Source organism: Lederbergia galactosidilytica (genome assembly GCF_017873565.1).
Lineage (GTDB): Bacteria > Bacillota > Bacilli > Bacillales > Bacillaceae_C > Lederbergia > Lederbergia galactosidilytica.
Genome location: NZ_JAGGKH010000002.1, coordinates 227,006 through 246,192, shown reverse-complemented (window position 1 = coordinate 246,192; position 19,187 = coordinate 227,006). Strand labels below are relative to the sequence as shown.

Annotated in this window: 17 protein-coding genes; 16 read left to right on the top strand and 1 reads right to left on the bottom strand. The window is 37.2% G+C overall.

Features of this window, described 5'->3' with window-relative positions; genetic code table 11:
* Window position 1 precedes the first annotated feature (1 nt).
* From J2Z23_RS03070 to spoVM, 6 genes are all read left to right on the top strand, one after another.
* Window positions 2-754, top strand: a complete 753-nt coding sequence (locus J2Z23_RS03070) for a Stp1/IreP family PP2C-type Ser/Thr phosphatase (protein ID WP_209973179.1) — start codon at window positions 2-4, stop codon at window positions 752-754.
* Window positions 754-2,808: a Stk1 family PASTA domain-containing Ser/Thr kinase gene (gene pknB, locus J2Z23_RS03065; RefSeq protein WP_057986731.1), complete on the top strand. Its 2,055-nt coding sequence runs from the start codon at window positions 754-756 to the stop codon at window positions 2,806-2,808. Before J2Z23_RS03070 ends, pknB begins: the two co-directional genes overlap by 1 nt.
* Window positions 2,809-2,997: 189 nt before the next feature.
* Window positions 2,998-3,879, top strand: coding sequence for a ribosome small subunit-dependent GTPase A (rsgA, locus tag J2Z23_RS03060; protein WP_057995768.1), 882 nt, complete (start codon window positions 2,998-3,000; stop codon window positions 3,877-3,879).
* 1 nt (window position 3,880) lies between these two features.
* Complete coding sequence (rpe, locus tag J2Z23_RS03055) at window positions 3,881-4,540, top strand: ribulose-phosphate 3-epimerase (RefSeq protein ID WP_057986728.1); 660 nt, start codon at window positions 3,881-3,883, stop codon at window positions 4,538-4,540.
* Window positions 4,533-5,183 carry a thiamine diphosphokinase gene (locus J2Z23_RS03050; protein ID WP_057986726.1) on the top strand — a complete coding sequence of 217 codons (651 nt, stop codon included), beginning with the start codon at window positions 4,533-4,535 and terminating at the stop codon, window positions 5,181-5,183. The genes rpe and J2Z23_RS03050 overlap by 8 nt, the downstream gene beginning before the upstream one ends.
* Before the next feature lie 362 nt (window positions 5,184-5,545).
* A complete protein-coding gene (spoVM, locus tag J2Z23_RS03045; RefSeq protein ID WP_057986724.1) occupies window positions 5,546-5,626 on the top strand; it encodes a stage V sporulation protein SpoVM in 81 nt (26 codons plus the stop codon).
* 185 nt (window positions 5,627-5,811) lie between these two features.
* On the opposite strand, the gene rpmB is transcribed toward spoVM, so the two are convergent.
* Entirely contained in the window at window positions 5,812-6,000 is a 189-nt protein-coding gene (rpmB, locus tag J2Z23_RS03040; RefSeq protein ID WP_057986722.1) for a 50S ribosomal protein L28, read from the bottom strand.
* A 287-nt stretch (window positions 6,001-6,287) separates the two neighbouring features.
* On the opposite strand from rpmB, the gene J2Z23_RS03035 reads away from it, so the two are divergent.
* From J2Z23_RS03035 to smc, 10 genes are all read left to right on the top strand, one after another.
* Complete coding sequence (locus tag J2Z23_RS03035; protein ID WP_057986720.1) at window positions 6,288-6,650, top strand: Asp23/Gls24 family envelope stress response protein; 363 nt, start codon at window positions 6,288-6,290, stop codon at window positions 6,648-6,650.
* Between the two features lie 18 nt (window positions 6,651-6,668).
* Entirely contained in the window at window positions 6,669-8,339 is a 1,671-nt protein-coding gene (locus J2Z23_RS03030; RefSeq protein WP_064467947.1) for a DAK2 domain-containing protein, read from the top strand.
* A gap of 116 nt (window positions 8,340-8,455) precedes the next feature.
* On the top strand, window positions 8,456-10,504 hold the full coding sequence (gene recG, locus J2Z23_RS03025; RefSeq protein WP_057986716.1) for an ATP-dependent DNA helicase RecG: 2,049 nt from the start codon (window positions 8,456-8,458) through the stop codon (window positions 10,502-10,504).
* Window positions 10,505-10,713: 209 nt separating this feature from the next.
* Complete coding sequence (gene fapR / locus J2Z23_RS03020) at window positions 10,714-11,298, top strand: transcription factor FapR (protein WP_057986714.1); 585 nt, start codon at window positions 10,714-10,716, stop codon at window positions 11,296-11,298.
* Window positions 11,295-12,284: a phosphate acyltransferase PlsX gene (gene plsX, locus J2Z23_RS03015; RefSeq protein WP_057986713.1), complete on the top strand. Its 990-nt coding sequence runs from the start codon at window positions 11,295-11,297 to the stop codon at window positions 12,282-12,284. Before fapR ends, plsX begins: the two co-directional genes overlap by 4 nt.
* A gap of 166 nt (window positions 12,285-12,450) precedes the next feature.
* Window positions 12,451-13,398: an ACP S-malonyltransferase gene (gene fabD, locus J2Z23_RS03010; protein WP_057986712.1), complete on the top strand. Its 948-nt coding sequence runs from the start codon at window positions 12,451-12,453 to the stop codon at window positions 13,396-13,398.
* On the top strand, window positions 13,395-14,138 hold the full coding sequence (gene fabG, locus J2Z23_RS03005) for a 3-oxoacyl-[acyl-carrier-protein] reductase (protein ID WP_057986710.1): 744 nt from the start codon (window positions 13,395-13,397) through the stop codon (window positions 14,136-14,138). The genes fabD and fabG overlap by 4 nt, the downstream gene beginning before the upstream one ends.
* A 78-nt stretch (window positions 14,139-14,216) precedes the next feature.
* The gene (locus J2Z23_RS03000; RefSeq protein WP_057986708.1) at window positions 14,217-14,450 is read left to right on the top strand and encodes an acyl carrier protein; all 234 of its coding nucleotides are present in this window, start codon (window positions 14,217-14,219) and stop codon (window positions 14,448-14,450) included.
* Between the two features lie 406 nt (window positions 14,451-14,856).
* Complete coding sequence (gene rnc, locus J2Z23_RS02995) at window positions 14,857-15,594, top strand: ribonuclease III (RefSeq protein ID WP_057986705.1); 738 nt, start codon at window positions 14,857-14,859, stop codon at window positions 15,592-15,594.
* A 14-nt stretch (window positions 15,595-15,608) separates the two neighbouring features.
* Entirely contained in the window at window positions 15,609-19,175 is a 3,567-nt protein-coding gene (gene smc / locus J2Z23_RS02990) for a chromosome segregation protein SMC (protein ID WP_476629903.1), read from the top strand.
* Window positions 19,176-19,187: the final 12 nt, after the last annotated feature.

Here is a 19,187-nt window from a genome sequence, read left to right as displayed (position 1 = left end):
TATGGATGCGATATTTAAAACAGATCAGGGAAAAATACGAAAACTTAATGAGGATAGCGGAGGGATTTTTTTAAATTCCGCTAATCATTATCTTGCTATTGTGGCAGATGGAATGGGTGGGCATAATGCTGGAGAAGTTGCTAGTCAAATAGCCGTGTCAAGCTTAGGAGAACTTTGGGAAAACACGAAAAGTTTTACTTCACCTGAAATGGCTGAACAATGGATTCGTACACAAGTGGAGTATGTGAATAAGAAAATTTTTGAACATTCCCAGTTACACCCGGAATGTGAAGGAATGGGAACCACTTTAGTTGCCGCTTTATGTTTAGATGGATTTGCGACCATTGTCAATATTGGTGATAGTCGTTGCTATTTGCACAATGAAAATGGCTTTAAACAAATAACGGAAGACCATTCACTTGTAAATGAACTTGTGAAAGCAGGAGAAATTTCAGCAGAAGATGCAGAATTTCATCCTAGAAAAAATATGTTGCTAAAAGCAATGGGAACGGAATTAGAAACGGATATGGATATTTTAACAGTTACACTTGAAGAAAATGATAAACTATTACTTTGTTCGGACGGACTATCCAATAAGCTTTCAGTAGCTGAGATGCAGGAAATTATCAAGGATGAAATAGAACTTGACCAGAAGGCAAAAAAACTCATTAATTTAGCTAACCATTATGGTGGAGAAGATAATATTTCCGTTGCCATTATTGCAGCACAAGCTGAAAGCAGGTGCAAGGATTAATGTTAATAGGAAGAAGAGTCAGTGGCCGTTATAAGGTAATCCGACTAATCGGCGGAGGCGGTATGGCCAATGTTTATTTGGCTCATGATATGATTCTTGATCGTGATGTGGCAATAAAAATATTACGATTAGATTTTGCTACAGAAGATGAATTTATTCGTCGTTTTCAAAGAGAAGCACAATCAGCGACAAGTTTGACTCATGAGAATATCGTTAGCATCTATGATGTAGGAGAAGAGGATGATATCTATTACATTGTCATGGAATTTGTAGATGGCATGACATTAAAAGAATATATCCAAAGTTACCATCCACTTGAAATTGAAAAAACAATTGACATAATGAAACAATTAACTTCAGCTGTTGCTCATGCACATCAGAATCATATTATACACAGGGATATAAAGCCACAGAATATATTAATAGACCACGATGGTCATGTAATGATAACTGATTTTGGTATCGCAATGGCCTTAAGTGCTACTTCGATTACACAAACTAATGCTGTGTTAGGATCAGTTCATTATTTGTCTCCTGAGCAAGCAAGAGGGGGGATGGCTACAAAAAAATCTGATATCTATTCATTAGGTATTGTCATGTTCGAGTTACTAACGGGGCGATTGCCTTTTTTTGGAGAATCTGCCATTTCGATTGCTTTGAAACATTTACAATCTGATACCCCTTCCCCAAGACGCTGGAATCCAATGGTCCCACAAAGTCTGGAAAATATTGTTTTAAAAGCAACAACAAAAGATCCTTTCCAGCGCTATGATAGTGCGGAAGAAATGGAAAGTGATTTAGATACGGCATTAGATCCTGCTCGGAAAAATGAACCGAAATTTGCTATTCCCGAAGACCATGAAGCAACGAAAGCCATCCCGATTATCACTGAAGATGATCTTACAAATATGAACAACAAAACGATTCCACATCCCAAAAATGGACAAGCAAAAGGGGATACAAAAAACGCTACTAAGCCTAGCCCTAAAAAGAAAAAACGTAAAAAATGGCCATGGGTTGTAGGGAGTATTTCAGCTTTATTAATATTACTCCTCGTATTTTTGATGTTTATTTTACCTGCAATTCATGCAGCGCAGACGATTGAAGTCCCAGATCTGAGGGGAGAAGAATATGATGATGCCGTTGCAATGCTTGTTGATAATGGATTGGAAATAGGTGATACGATAGAGATGCCTAGTGAAGAAGTTGACGAAGGAAAAGTAATCAAAACAGATCCGAGGGCAGGTAAATCAATTAAAAAAGGGCAGATAGTTAAAATTTATTTAAGTACTGGAAAAGAAAAAGTCACTTTATCTGATTATACAGGTCAATCATTCGAAGATGTGAAAGAGTTATTGGAAAAGTTAGGTTTCAATGTTGATGATATTCAAAAAGAGGAAGTATATAACGATGCATCAGCAGGGACGATTATAGAGCAAACTCCTGATCCAGAAACAGAAGTTATTCCAGATGAAGTAACATTAAAATTTGTAGTAAGCATGGGGCAAGAATTACTGACATTGAAAGATTTAACGGGTTATAATCGGAAAGGCTTAGAAAATTATGAGGAATCAACTGGATTAGATATCGATATGTCTGCTGAGGAATATTCCGATACAGTGCCTGAAGGGATTGTTATATCCCAAGAACCTGAAAGTGGAACCGAACTTTCCAAAGGAGAGAAGGTAAAGGTTATAATTTCAAAAGGTCAGGAAGAAATTCCATTTAAAGAAGTAACGAAAGAAATCACCATTCCATACGATCCTTCAGCTAATGAAGAAGAAAACATGGATGAAGAGGAAGTAGGGGAAGAAGGACAAGAGGAAGGAGAACAGGAGCAAGAGGAGAAGAAGGAAAATCCTCCTCAAGAAATAAAAATATTAATACAGGATATGGATAACAATATGTCTGTTCCGGCTGATACCTTCACTATTACTGAAACATCTGTAAGAGAAGTGAAATTCAGAATAGAAAAAGGGAGCTCGGCAAGCTATAAGGTAATGAGAGGTAATACTGTCATTAAAGAAGAGGATGTACCTTATCCTGGGGATTAAAGATCTGTTTAAATAGCATAACATCGGCTAAAAAAGACTAGCTTTTTTAGCCGATACTATATAACGCCTCAAAGCATGAGGCGGTTTTAACATTCTGGACTTGCCTCCTTTATTCATAGGGCAGAAGGAAACACAGAAAATAAAACTTATGAAATTTTGTATATTCTCTAGTACGAAAGGAAAGGTGACATGTCGGAAGGAATTATTATTAAAGCTCTAAGTGGATTTTATTATGTAGAAGATAAGGGACAAATTATTCAATGTCGTGGCAGAGGGGTTTTTAGAAAAAATAAAATCACCCCTTTGGTGGGAGATCAGGTTGTTTATCAAGCGGAAAATGACAAAGAAGGGTATATAATGGAGATCAAACCAAGGCGGAATGAATTGATCCGACCTCCTGTTGCAAATATTGATCAAGCGATCTTGATCTTTTCTGCAAAGGAACCGAACTTTAATTCTGTTCTACTTGATCGCTTTCTTGTTTTGGTTGAATTTCATCAGATTATTCCAGTTATTTGCATAACAAAGATGGATCTTTTGTTAGAAACTGAAATAAAGATATTGAAAGAACAATTGTCTGTTTATGAACGAATTGGTTATGAAATTATTTTCTTATCCTCCCATACGACTGAAGGAATTGAACAGTTTCGTTCCATTATTGGAACTCATACGAGCGTTTTTGCAGGACAATCAGGAGTGGGGAAAACTTCATTGTTGAATGCTTTACAACCCAATTTGGCATTAAAAACAAATGAGATCTCAACCCACTTAGGCCGTGGTAAGCATACGACAAGACATGTTGAATTCATTCAAATAGATAATGGATTGATCGCAGACACACCTGGATTTAGTTCTTTGGATTTTAATGAATTAGATATTGAAGATTTACCATGGACCTTTCCGGAAATACAAGAAATAGGAAAAGACTGTAAATTTCGTGGATGCCTCCATGAAAATGAACCACATTGTGCAGTTAAAGCAGCTGTAGAAATAGGGGATATTGATGAGGATCGATATCAACATTATTTACAGTTTTTAGGAGAAATTAAAGATAGAAAGCCGAGGTATTAATATTATGAAAATTGCACCCTCCATATTATCGGCAGATTTTACGAAATTAGGAGAAGAAGTGAAAGAAGTAGAAGCCGCTGGAGCGGATTATATTCATATTGATGTAATGGATGGGCACTTTGTGCCAAATATTACGATGGGACCACTTGTTGTAAGTGCCGTAAAGAAAGTAACGAAATTACCATTAGATGTTCATTTAATGATTGAACATCCTGAACAATATATCCATGAATTTGCACAGGCAGGGGCAGATATAATTACCGTTCATGTGGAAGCAGATCGACATATCCATCGCACTCTTCAAGAAATAAAAAAATTAGGTGTTAAGTCTGGTGTCGTGCTAAATCCGGCTACACCAGCTACAATGATTGAAAATATTTTGGAAGAAATTGATATGGTCTTATTAATGACTGTTAACCCTGGTTTCGGGGGTCAGACGTTTATTAACGCCGTATTGCCAAAGATCGGAGAAGTGCAGCGTATGATACAAGCTAAAAATCTTGATGTCGATATTGAGGTGGATGGTGGAATTGATACCCAAACGGCAAAAATATGTAAGGAAGCTGGGGCGAATGTTTTTGTTGCAGGCTCTGCAATTTTTGGACGTGCGGATCGAAATTTAGCGATTCAAGAAATACGCTCTAGCATCGGATATGAATAAACGAATAAATATTGTGGCTGGTGGACCTATACAACATATACCGAATCTTAGCACCTACAACGATGAAAATACGCTTTGGGTTGGAGTAGATAGAGGTGTTTATTATTTACTCAAACATGAGATTAATCCAACCATTGCGATTGGTGATTTTGATTCTGTCTCCGAAGAAGAGTGGAAGGTTATTCAACAGACTGTAAATGAATTAGAAATTCATCAGCCGGAAAAAGATGAAACCGATATGGAATTAGCCTTAGACTGGTCAACAAGTAAGGAGCCTTCTAGTATAAAGATTTTCGGAGCTACTGGGGGAAGATTGGATCATTTCTTAGCCAATGCATTTATGTTAGTGAAATACCAAAAGCCACGGTCATATCCGATTGAAATGATAGATAAACAAAATGATATAGCCATTTTTTTTCCTGGTCAGTATCAAATCAAGCAGGATAAAGATAAAAAATACATTTCATTTATATCCTTAAGCCATGAAATTAACTGCTTATCTCTAACCGGTTTTAAATATCCACTCGTTGATCAAAATGTTGCGTTTACTTCTTCTTTATGTATAAGCAATGAACTTATACAAAAAACTGGTACTTTTTCATTTGAAAAAGGCATATTAATGATGGTAAGAAGTAATGATTAAGAAGTAGTCTTTTATTTTTAGATGTTGTTCAAAAAAGTTCGATAAAATCAATCCATTGAAATTTGAGTTGGCTTGTTTCTCTGTTGCATTTGTAATAGGAACACAGGATATTTACTAAATTGTATATCTCCTGAATGAGGTAAAAATCAACAGTTCCTATGCTAGTTCGCTATTTGAAACTCGCTATCTTGAATTTTTGGATGAACAAGGACCTTAATGGAAAACATAAATGAATTTAGCAAACTTGGTCCTTTTTATCCCTCTTTTGAACACATATTTTTTAAGGCAAGTACTTATTTATAAACATTGTATATAATGATCAGGGGTAAATGAGGGTATTTTTTAGGTTAGGAGGGAATGAAGTGAGATTTTATACGATTAAACTTCCAAAATTTTTGGGTGGGATTGTAAGGGCCATGCTAGGAGCCTTTAAAAAGGGGTAAATAGCTGACCCTTATAGATGAAATGATCCATTTTGTTCCTACAAATGGGGAAAAGCAATTAGAAATATGATTATTTTTAACAAAAAAGGCGCCTTTTAGGACGCCTTTTTTGTTTGGCCTGCTAAGAAGCAGGGCACAAAAGGCATTACAACAAGATGTCATAACGCCTATTATCCTTACATGTATTATACACGTTCAACTTTACCGGATTTAAGTGCACGCGCAGAAACCCAAACACGCTTCGGTTTTCCGTCTACAAGGATTCTCACTTTATGAAGATTTGCTTTCCAAGTACGTTTATTCGCATTCATTGCGTGTGAACGTTTATTTCCAGATCTTGTTTTACGACCTGTAACAACACATTGTTTTGCCATTCTGTATTCCCTCCTGTCACTGAAGTCAGACTATTGATTCGTTCATTCCTTCAAATTTCCTCAGACACTTAAATAATTTACCACAGATATATGCTGATTGCAATCATTCTTATCAGCCGTATGATGAGGAAATAATGTTTTTTTATTCAAATATATTATTCAAAAAGAGCAATACTTTAAAAATAGTTAACATTATAGTAAAATGTTTTTATCTATGTTGTGAGTGCGTCATAAAAAAAGTGTTATGTATGATGTGGGGGATTTCGACCAACTAAGGAGGAATTTACATGTCCATAGAATTAAAAAATAGTTACGGCCATATTGATATATCCAATGAAGTAATCGCAATAACTGCTGGCGGTGCTGCGATTGATTGTTATGGGATTGTCGGAATGGCTTCCAAGAATCAAATTAAAGATGGTCTAACAGATATTTTACGGAAGGAAAATTTCACTCGCGGAATCATTGTTCGTCAGGAAGAAGAAGCTTTACACATAGATATGTATATCATTGTGAGTTATGGAACGAAAATATCTGAAGTTGCCCATAATGTACAATCTAAGGTGAAATATACACTTGAACAAACAATAGGAGTTGCTGCTGACACTGTTAATATTTATGTTCAAGGGGTTCGAGTAGTGAACCCGTAATGGAGGAGGAAAAAATTAGTGTCTATACAAACATTGGATGGAAATCAATTTGCTGAAATGATCATAAAAGGAGCCAACCATTTGGGAGCCAATGCTCAAATGGTCGATGCATTGAATGTTTTTCCTGTACCTGATGGTGATACTGGAACAAATATGAATCTTTCCATGACTTCTGGCTCAAAAGAAGTGCAAAAAAACAAACAAGCCCATATTGGAAAGGTAGCAATGGCTTTATCAAAAGGTCTTTTAATGGGGGCACGCGGAAATTCAGGTGTTATTTTATCACAGCTTTTTCGTGGGTTCGCTAAGGATATTGAACAGAAATCAGTTTTAGATGGAAAAGATTTTGCGAATGCTTTCGAAGCTGGAGTAAAAACGGCTTATAAAGCTGTGATGAAACCAGTAGAGGGAACGATCCTGACTGTTGCGAAAGATTCAGCCCAAAAAGCAATTGAAACAGCTAAATCTGATGATGATATTATTGGCATTATGGAAGCAGTCTTAAAGGAGGCAAAAGCATCTTTGAAGCGTACTCCTGAGCTATTACCGGTTTTGAAAGAAGTCGGAGTTGTTGATAGTGGTGGGCAAGGATTAGTCTGTGTATATGAAGGCTTTTTAGCATCCTTAAAAGGAGAGGCCTTACCAGATAATCCTGTCCTTGAACCAAGTATGGATGAACTTGTGAATGCCCAACACCATCAAAGTGTACAAGGGTTTTTACATACAGATGATATTGTCTTTGGTTACTGTACTGAATTTATGGTGAAGTTTGATTCGAAGAAAAAGAAATTTTCGGAACAAACTTTTCAAGAAGATTTAAGCCGCTTTGGTGATTCTCTCCTAGTCATTTCAGATGATGATGTAGTGAAAGTTCATATACATTCAGAAGAACCAGGAGAAGTTCTCAGTTATGGCCAAAAGTATGGCAGCTTAATCAATATGAAAATTGAAAATATGCGAGAGCAACATAGCACTATTTTAGAAAATGATAAGCAACATCAAAATGCAAACCAACCAGCTAAAAAGGAAAAACAGCCATATGCGATCATTGCTGTTTCAATGGGGGAAGGAATTGCTGAATTATTTAAAAGTCTAGGGGTTGAAAAGGTCATTGAAGGCGGCCAAACAATGAATCCAAGTACGGAGGATATTGTAAAGGCAATTCAATCTACCCATGCTGAAAAAATTCTCCTCCTCCCTAATAATAAAAATATTATTATGGCGGCTGAACAAGCGGCAGAAGTAGCTGAAGAAGAGGTATTTGTTGTACCTACAAAAACTGTTCCTCAAGGTTTAGCAGCTGTATTGGCCTTTAATTCTTCCCTTTCCCTTGAACAAAATGGACAAGAGATGAGCGGAGCTGCACAAGAGGTTAAAACAGGACAAATTACTTATGCTGTTCGCGATACAGTGATTGATGGTTTATCGATTCAAAAAGATGATTATATGGGAATTCAAGACGGAGTTATCGTGGAAGCCAATCAAGAGTTAAAAAGTACAGTCCAGAATCTTCTTCAGCATATGCTTGATAGTGATTCTGAAATTCTTACGATACTTTATGGGGAAGATACGGATACGAACGCTGTAAGCCAGCTAGTAGAGGAGCTCCATGATCAATATCCAGATCTTGAAATAGAAGTTCACAATGGAAAACAACCGTTATATCCATATATTTTTTCTGTTGAATAATCACCAAAAATTATATAAATGTTATAGAATGGAAGGGGAAACCCTTCCTTTTTTATGGTTTGTTTTTTACTTATATAACGTGAATTGAAAGAAAATATATTTGGGAGTGCAATAAAGTGAATAATTTGCTCGAAGGATCAACAACTTTATTAAACGGAATCGGGGAGGAAACGGCTGAAACTCTCTCTGAAATGGGAATTGATACGATTAATGATTTATTAAATTACCTTCCTTATCGATATGAAGATGTTAGATTACGTGATTTAAATGAAGTTACTCATGGTGAAAAAATAACAATCGAAGGAAAGGTACATAGTGAACCGGCGATTGTTTATTATGGTAGGAAGAGAAATCGATTAGTAATTCATTTGCTCGTTACACAGTATTTAGTTAAGGCGGTTTTTTTTAATCGAGCGTTTTTAAAGAAAAAAATCGTTATTGGGGATACTGTTACTGTTTCTGGGAAATGGGATAAGCATCGTTTGACGATAACCGGGCAAGATATCCAGATTAATCCAAAGGACCATACTAATGAGTTCGAACCTGTCTATCCCTTAAAGGGGGCAATGACAACGAAAGCATTGCGAAGATTTATGGAACAAGCTTTTAAAGAATATGGCGATATAATTAATGAGACATTACCTGAGGACTTATTGGCGAAATACAAATTACCAAGCAGAAAACTTGCTTTAAGGAAAATTCATTTTCCACAAAGTCTTGCTGAAGTGAAGGAAGCACGTCGACGTCTCATTTATGAAGAGTTTTTCTTCTTCCAATTAAGACTACAGGCTTTCCGCAAAATGAAAAGAGAAGCATCTAAAGGTCTAACTCAACAGTATAATCTGCAGCACTTAAAAACATTTATACAGTCCCTTCCATTTGAATTAACCCATGCCCAAAAAAAAGTAGTTAATGAAATCTGCCGAGATTTAAAATCATCATATCGGATGAATCGCCTATTACAAGGGGATGTAGGTTCAGGTAAAACGGTTGTAGCAGCGATTGGACTTTATGCTAGTGTAACGGCTGGTTACCAGTGTGCAATGATGGTGCCGACCGAGATTCTAGCTGAGCAGCATTTTACCTCTTTAAAATCTTTATTTCATGAAACGGATGTTACGATCGAATTATTAACTAGCTCAGTTAAGGGGAAAAAACGCACGGGAATCCTTGAGAAATTGCTTAAAGGTGAGATCGATATTTTAATAGGGACACACGCACTTATCCAACATGATGTTGTTTTTGCGAAATTAGGCTTAGTCATAACAGATGAGCAACATCGTTTTGGTGTTGAACAACGTAAAATTTTACGCGAAAAAGGCGAGACACCAGATGTGTTATTTATGACAGCAACGCCAATCCCAAGAACTTTAGCAATCACCGTCTTTGGAGAAATGGATGTTTCGGTTATTAATGAAATGCCATCAGGGAGAAAAAAGATCGAAACATACTGGGTGAAACATAATAGTATTGATCGTGTCTTTGAATTTATAGAAAAAGAATTAATGAAAGGGAGACAAGCTTATATTATTTGTCCTCTTATTGAAGAGTCAGATAAACTTGATGTTCAAAATGCAATTGATGTTTATGAGATTTTATCACAGTATTTTCACGATAAATACAAAGTCGGTTTAATGCACGGTAAATTACCTGCAAAAGAAAAAGATGATGTGATGAGAGCATTTAGTGAAAATCATCTCCAACTCCTTGTCTCGACAACTGTGGTTGAAGTAGGAGTGAATGTTCCGAATGCTTCTCTCATGGTTATCTATGATGCGGAACGTTTTGGCTTATCCCAGCTTCATCAGCTTCGCGGAAGAGTGGGAAGAGGAAGCGAACAATCATATTGCATCTTATTAGCTGATCCTAAGTCAGATAATGGGAAAGAAAGAATGAGAATCATGACCGAAACCACAGATGGCTTCGTACTGAGCGAAAGAGATTTGGAATTACGCGGCCCAGGTGATTTTTTTGGAAAGAAACAGAGTGGTTTACCAGAGTTTAAAATTGCTGATATGGTTCATGATTATCGTGCATTAGAAGCGGCACGGAACGATACGGTTGCTTTACTAGAAGAAGCTGACTTTTGGCAAAGTCCCGAATATTTACCATTACGAAATTATTTAGCGACAACAGAAATTCTAAATGGCGAGAAATTAGATTGAAGTTATTTTAAGTGGATGGACAGATAAAATCACGATATGGAACGCAACGCTATTTGTCCGACGTCTTGTAGTTTTACCGATGGCAGTAAATAGGACTCCCGTATGATCTAACAATCTGTAAGATTTACTTAAAGGTTGCGCAATGTTTCTACTTTTTATATACTACTATTAATACCTAGTCTTAATATCTTGATTGGTGCTGATGAAATATGAGACCTCCAAAAAAAGAACGTCAAAACTTATTACAAGAGACGATTCAAGAGAATCCTTTTATTACGGATGAGGAATTGGCAGAAAAATTCTCTGTAAGTGTGCAAACTATTCGGCTTGATCGCATGGAGTTGGCTATCCCCGAATTAAGAGAGAGAATTAAAACGGTAGCGGAAAAACACGTGGAAGATGAAGTAAAAGCTCTACCGATTGAAGAGGTAATTGGAGATATTATTGATATTGAATTAGATGAATCTGCGATCTCTATCTTTGATGTCAAACAAGAGCATACGTTTAAACGAAATGCGATTGCAAGAGGCCATCATTTATTTGCACAAGCCAATTCACTGGCTGTGGCTGTCATAAATGACGCACTTGCTTTAACTGTCAAGGTGAATATCCATTTTACGCGGCCAGTTAAATCTGGAGAAAGAGTGATTGCTAAGGCGAAAGTGCGAAAGCAGCAATGGCAAGGAGATCGCACGATTGTAGATGTGAAAAGTTATGTGGACAAAGAATTAGTATTTAAGGGCGAATTTGAGATGTTTCGTTCTAGTCAAACATCAGAGGGTGAGAAAGTATGAGAATTGCGATCGATGCTATGGGGGGAGATCATGCGCCTAAAGAAATAATTTTAGGTGTAAATCGTGCTATTGAAGAGTTTACCGATATAGAATGTACGTTATTCGGGAATGAAGAAGAGATCAATAAGTACGTCGAAAAAAATGATCGGATAGCCATTGTCCATACGGATGAAAAGATTGAATCTACAGATGAACCAGTTAAAGCAGTTAGGAGAAAAAAAACGGCTTCCATGGTGATGATGGCTCAAGCTGTCAAGGATAAAACGGCTGATGCTTGTATTTCTGCAGGTAATACAGGAGCTTTGATGGCAGCAGGTTTATTTATTGTTGGTAGAATCAAAGGGATTGAGCGTCCTGCACTTGCTCCGACATTACCAACATTAGATGGAAAAGGGTTTGTTTTTTTAGATGTAGGAGCCAATGCAGATGCCAAGCCAGAACATTTATTACAATATGCTACTATGGGGAGCATATATGCACAGAATGTCAGGAAGATTGCTAATCCTAAAGTAGCTTTGTTGAATATCGGAACCGAAGAAAATAAAGGAAATGATCTTACGAAAAAGGCTTTTACTTTATTACAAGATTCAGAGCTAAACTTTATTGGTAATATTGAGTCACGTGATTTATTGACAGGCTCTGCTGATGTTATAGTGACAGATGGGTTTACTGGTAATGTAGTTCTTAAAAATATCGAAGGAACAGCAGCAAGTCTTTTTTCTATGTTGAAAGATACATTTATGAATAGTTTTAAAAATAAAATAGCAGCTGGTTTAATTAAATCGGACCTGTTGGAAATTAAAAATAAAATGGATTACACGGAATATGGTGGGGCCTGTTTGTTTGGATTAAATGCACCAGTTGTGAAAGCACATGGTTCATCCAATGCGAACGCCATTTACCACGCAATAAGGCAGACAAGAGAAATGGTGCACCATCATATCTCTGAAACAATTGCGAACTCATTAAAATTAGATAATGAATAATGTAAGGCGCAATGTCCTGTACGTTGAAAGTATGCGTCGGGCTTGTGTGTGTAGTATTGACTTTCATTATTAATACAGTCTTGTGTCGCATTTGGCGAACCTCCATCTTGAGTGTGATTTTTATAGAATTATTTGAACAACTTTGATTAAAGTGGGAGGAATGGTTATGGGGAAAATAGCCTTTGTATTTCCTGGTCAAGGTTCTCAGACAGTTGGAATGGGAGCTTCCGTAAGGGAAAAGGAACAGAGTGCGAAAGAAATATTTGATTTAGCGGATAAGAGATTAGGTCGAGACTTGACATCTATTATACTAAACGGCCCTCAAGAAGAATTAACAAAAACTGCAAATGCTCAACCAGCTCTTCTTACCACGAGTATTGCGCTTTTACAAGGGTTGAGTGAAGCGGGTATTCAACCAGATTACACAGCTGGTCATAGTCTGGGTGAATATACCGCTTTAGTAGCCAGCGGTGCCATTTCTTTTTCCGATGCTGTCTATGCTGTTGCGAAACGAGGAGAACTGATGGAAGAAGCGGTTCCAAATGGCGAGGGAACAATGGCAGCTGTTCTTGGAATGGATCGGACGCTTCTTTCCGATATTTGTCAACAGGTAGCGGATAATGGGAAACCAGTACAGTTAGCTAATATGAATTGTCCTGGTCAAATCGTGATTTCAGGTTCAGTTGCAGGAGTTACAGAGGCTGGAGAAATAGCGAAAAAGGGTGGAGCTAAGCGAGTATTGCCATTACAAGTTAGTGGCCCCTTTCATTCGGTTTTAATGAAACCTGCTGCGGAAAGTTTTACGGCTGTTTTGGACGAGATACACATTCGGGAAGCACATATTCCTTTAATTGCTAATGTAACGGCGAAGCCAATAAGCGACCGACTTGAAATTCAAAAGCTTTTGCTAGAACAGTTGTATTCTCCAGTTTTATGGGAAGACTCTGTACGACAAATGATTGAACTAGGTGTCGACACTTTTGTTGAAATTGGACCAGGCAAAGTATTAACAGGTCTTATTAGAAAAATTAATCGAGATGTTACGGCTTTATCAGTTCAAGATTCGGAAAGCTGTCAAGCAGCTGTTACGGCATTAAGGGGGAATGAAGGATGAAGCTTGAAAATAAAGTGGCCATTGTAACAGGAGCTTCCAGAGGAATTGGAAAAGAAATCGCCCTTACGCTTGCAAAAGAAGGGGCAAATGTTGTTGTGAATTACTCTGGCAACGAAGAAAGAGCAAAAGAGACAATGGACGAAATTCTTGAGTTAGGAAGAAAATCGATTATTTATCAATGTGATGTATCGGATCCTTCTTCTGTTCAATCCATGATTAAAGAAACGATTCAACAGTTTGGACAAGTAGATATTCTCGTGAATAATGCTGGCATTACTCGTGATAATCTATTAATGCGAATGAAAGAATCAGAATGGGACGATGTAGTAGATACAAATTTAAAAGGTGTTTTTAATTGCACGAAAAGTGTATCTAGACAAATGATGAAGCAGCGTTATGGGAGAATAATAAATATTTCTTCTGTTGTAGGGTCAAGTGGGAATCCGGGACAAGCTAACTATTCCGCCGCAAAAGCGGGTGTGATTGGTTTGACTAAAACATCTGCATTGGAGTTGTCGGCAAGAGGGATAACAGTTAATGTGATTGCGCCCGGCTTCATTACGACTGATATGACTGAGAAACTGCCTGATGATGCAAAGGAAGCAATGTTGAAGCAAATTCCACTTGGTTCCTTCGGTGAACCGAAGGATATTGCTACTTTAACTGTATTTCTTGCTTCTGATGAAGCAAAATATATTACAGGTCAAACCATTCACGTAAATGGTGGCATGTATATGTAAGAGAAATATGACTTTTTTGTTATGGCTTGTTTATCTTTTGAACAGATTCGACTATAATACTTGAGGGGAGGTGACGAAATGGCAAACACAGTTGAACGTGTAACGAAAATTATTGTGGATCGATTAGGCGTTGAGGAATCGAAGGTGACTCTTGAGGCTTCATTTAAAGATGATCTAGGTGCAGATTCGCTTGATGTTGTTGAACTTGTCATGGAATTAGAAGATGAGTTTGATATGGAAATTTCCGATGATGATGCTGAAAAAATTGCAACAGTAGGCGATGCTGTCAATTACATAGAAAGTAATGCCTAATCTAATGTAAGGATATGTCCCGTCGATTGCTGACGGGACTTTTCTACGTTGTATAAGAAAATTTTAAAAAGTATACACTGTGGAGAAAATGGTTTAATCTAGTATAGGCGTTAAGCAAATAAGGGCATCTTTATAGAACGGGTTTTCGAAAAAAAGTTGTGGAAGAGAAGATCGGGAATGGATGATATTTGCTATCTAAAGGCGGTTATAAAGTCTCTGGACAGGGTGAAGAACATGGGGAGGTTGCAACGAGATGTTGTGAACTTAATCTTTGATCTCAGTGAGGCCATAGCCCCTTGAGGATTTTTTGCATATTCCTTTGGTCTCTTAAAGATTATCATTCATATTTTCCACATGATATAATCTGATTACGAATACCTTAAAAAATCAACTTAGGTGAGGATCAATGCGCAAAACAAATCGAAGCAGAACAAGAAGCAATTCTGAAAATCAAAAAATAAAAGATTTTCAAGTTAATATCGGCACTCAATTCCAAAATGAAACTTTATTAAAACAGGCTCTTACCCATTCATCTTATGTGAATGAGCATCGAAAAAAGAACTATGAAGACAATGAACGCTTAGAATTTCTAGGTGATGCAGTTTTAGAACTAGCGATTTCCCAATACTTATACAAAAAGTTCCCAACTATTAGTGAAGGGGAGCTTACTAAACTTCGGGCTTCTATTGTTTGTGAACCGGCTCTTGTAGAGTTTGCAAATGAATTAGGGTTCGGGGAAGTAGTTCTTCTAGGTAAAGGGGAGGAAATGACAGGGGGACGTGCACGGCCAGCGTTGCTTGCTGATGCATTTGAAGCTGTTATTGGCGCCCTATACCTAGACCAAGGGCTAGACAAGGTAATTGCTTTACTAGAAAAAGTTGTCTACCCTAAAGTAGATGCGGGTGCTTTTTCGCATGCGATGGATTTTAAAAGCCAATTACAGGAAGTTGTGCAAAAAGATGGTACAAGTACATTAGCTTATCAAATTTTACAAGAAGAGGGACCAGCCCATAATCGCATATTTGTATCGCAAGTTTCTCTGGAAGGCAATATTCTTGGCAGAGGAAAGGGACGCTCTAAAAAAGAGGCGGAACAACATGCAGCACAAATGGCACTAGACCATTTGCGATCACATAAACAATAGGGAAAAAGAGGAGGATGAAGATGTTCCTCAAGCAACTAGATATTATCGGCTTTAAATCATTTGCGGAGAAAACAACACTTGATTTTGTGTCTGGTGTCACTGCAGTCGTTGGACCTAATGGAAGTGGGAAGAGTAATATTACCGATGCTATACGTTGGGTTCTAGGTGAACAATCAGCAAGATCATTGCGGGGAGGAAAAATGGAAGATGTAATTTTTGCGGGAAGTGATTCAAGAAAATCGCTAAATTTCGCAGAAGTTTCTCTTACTCTAAATAATGAAGATAACACATTGCCTCTTGAGTATAACGAGGTGTGTGTCACTCGCAGGGTTTTTCGGACTGGCGATAGTGAATATTTATTAAATGGCCACAGCTGTCGGCTGAAAGATATTATTGACTTATTTATGGATTCAGGTTTAGGGAAAGAAGCTTTCTCAATCATAAGTCAAGGGAAAATTGAGGAGATATTAAATAGTAAACCCGAGGAAAGAAGGACAATATTTGAAGAGGCAGCAGGAGTTCTAAAATACAAAACTCGCAAGAAAAAAGCATCCCATAAACTGCAAGAAACGACTGAGAATTTAAATCGTGTAAATGATATTTTATACGAATTAGAAGGCCAATTGGAACCCCTCGAAATGCAAGCTTCAATGGCAAAGGATTATCTACAGAAGAAACAAGACTTAGAAACACATGAAATTGCTTTAACTGTTCATGAAATTGGTGAAAAGCATACCCACTGGGAGAACTCTAAAAAAGTGTTGGAAAAATTAACAGTACAGGAAAAAGATCTCTCTGCTGATATTCAACAGGTCGAATTGTCTTTAGAGTCCGAAAGAACCCAACTAGCTGCTCTAGATGAAAAAATAGCTGAGTGGCAATCTGCCTTATTAACTTCCTCTAAAGACTTAGAAAAGCTTCAAGGTAGACTTGGAATTTTAAAAGAAAGAAAAAATAATGCAGCTTTAAACTCTGGACAGTTGCAGAAAAACATTACTGATGCGGAACAAAAAATAATTCAAATTAAGCAAAAACAAGAGGAGACGAAAGCTGAACTCCTTGAAAAAAAGAATGAAGCGCAGAAGCTTAAGAAAATATTATCAGACAAAAGGAAACAGGTTAGTACTCTTAATGGCTCAATAGAGGAGACAATCGAATCATTAAAAAGTGATTATATTGAGGTGCTGAATCAACAAGCGACAGCAAAAAACGAATTTCGTTACTTGCAACAACAATTAGAGCAGCAAATAGCTAAGAGTAATCGATTAGATCAAGAAAATAAAAAATATCTTGAACAACGAGCTCATTATCTGTCCCAATTGGATGAGAAAATGCAAGAAGTAGAAAAGATCGACAATGAGTTAACTTTTCAAATCGAGCAGTTTCGTAAAACGCAAATTTTGACTAAAGAAACCAAAGAAAAATATGAAGCTAAAAACGACTTGCTAAATAAAGCCTATCAATTTATTCAAAAAGCTCAATCTCGTAAAGACACTTTAGAAGAAATGGAAGAAGATTACACAGGATTTTATTATGGCGTCAAGGAAGTTTTAAAAGCTAAAAAGAGTGAATTAGATGGAATTGAAGGAGCAATTGCAGAATTAATACATGTCCCCCAGCAATTTGCAAAAGCAATGGAAACAGCATTAGGCGGGGCGATGCAACATATTGTTGTCAATTCTGAAGCAAATGCTCGGAATGCAATTGCTTTTTTGAAAAGAAAACAACTGGGGCGGGCTACTTTTTTACCGATGGATGTTATTAAGGGGAGAAATTTGCCTGTACATCAGCAAAGGGACTTAACCAATCATTCCTCCTTTATTGGAATTGCTGCAGATTTAGTGGACTGTGAGCATTCTTACAAACAAGTGATACAGCATTTACTCGGCAATATTGTGATTGCCGATTCTTTAGCAGGTGCGAATCAATTGGCAAAACTATTACAGTTCCGATATCGGATTGTTACTCTTGATGGTGATGTCGTAAATCCGGGTGGTTCGATGACAGGCGGAGCCTCCAAACAAAAAACGACTTCTTTATTAGGTAGAAAAACGGAGCTGGAAGAGCTTAAAACTAAATTAATAGAAATGAAAAGCAAAACTAAGGAACTTGAAGAAGAGTGGCAGCATCTGAAAGATCAGTTAACAAGTAATGAACAACAATTAGAAATGATGAAAGAGAATGGTGATAAGCTTCGGAGTCAAAAAAATGAAGCACAAGCCGAGCTTTCCCATATAGAAATGACAAAGAAAAATGTCGATGATCGTCTTGCCCTTTATGATTTAGAAACGAGCGAGTTAAAAGAAGAGAAAAACAAAATAAAGGAAAGAATGAGTGCCTTAGAAGAAATTACTTCTAATTGCAGTGAAAAAATCATTTCATTGAATACTAAAATAGACGAATTAACCAAGCAAAGAAATGATGAAAGGCATTCAAAAGAATCTCTTGAAAAAGAGATTAATGAACTCTCCTCAAGATACGCTGTCATTAATGAGCAACTTCAGTCTACCCAAAAGCAACTAGCAAATCTTGCAACTGAATTTGAGGAGATCGAGTCACATAAAAACTCACTTATGGATGAATGGGGATTTATTCAAGGGGAGATGACTGGTCATCAAACAAGTGAAGAAGACCTGGCCCAGCTCATTCAGCAGGGTACAAGTGAAAAGGATAGAATAGAAAAGCAGTTGAATAAAGAACGGGAAGATCGCTTTCAAATACAAGTAGCAATTGAACAAATGGAAGCCAATCTAAAAGAACAGAAAAGATTATACAGCGGCATCAGTAATGCTTTAAGAGATGAAGAGGTTAAGAAAAACCGCTTGGATGTTGAACTAGACAACCTCCTTCATATGTTGCGAGAGGATTATTCCTTATCATATGAGGGGGCGAAAGACCAATACCCTCTAATTCTACCTGTTGAGGAAACGAGAAAAAAAGTAAAATTAATAAAACTTGGGATTGAGGAACTTGGTTCTGTTAATCTAGGGGCAATAGAAGAATATGATCGGGTTTATGAAAGATATCATTTTCTTTTGGAACAGCAGACAGACCTAACTGAGGCAAAAACACATCTATTTCGCGTGATGGATGAGATGGATGATGAAATGAAGCGTAGATTTGGAACAACATTTCATGAAATTCAAGACCAATTTACGGGAGTATTTAGGGCTTTGTTCGGTGGCGGTCGTGCGGAATTGAAGCTAACAGATCCTACAGATTTGCTAAATACAGGGGTGGATATTGTAGCCCAACCACCTGGGAAAAAATTACAAAATCTTAGCCTGTTATCAGGGGGAGAAAGATCATTAACAGCGATTGCTTTACTTTTTTCTATTTTGAAGATTCGCCCGGTGCCTTTCTGTGTATTAGATGAGGTGGAAGCAGCTTTAGATGAAGCCAATGTACAGAGATTTAGTCACTATTTGCGAGCATTTAGTCAAGAAACACAATTTATAGTCATAACGCATCGTCAAGGGACAATGCAAGGAGCAGATGTACTTTATGGAGTTACGATGCAAGAATCAGGAGTATCTAAAATCGTATCTGTTAAGTTGGAAAATACACAAGAGATTGTGTAATAAATACTAGGA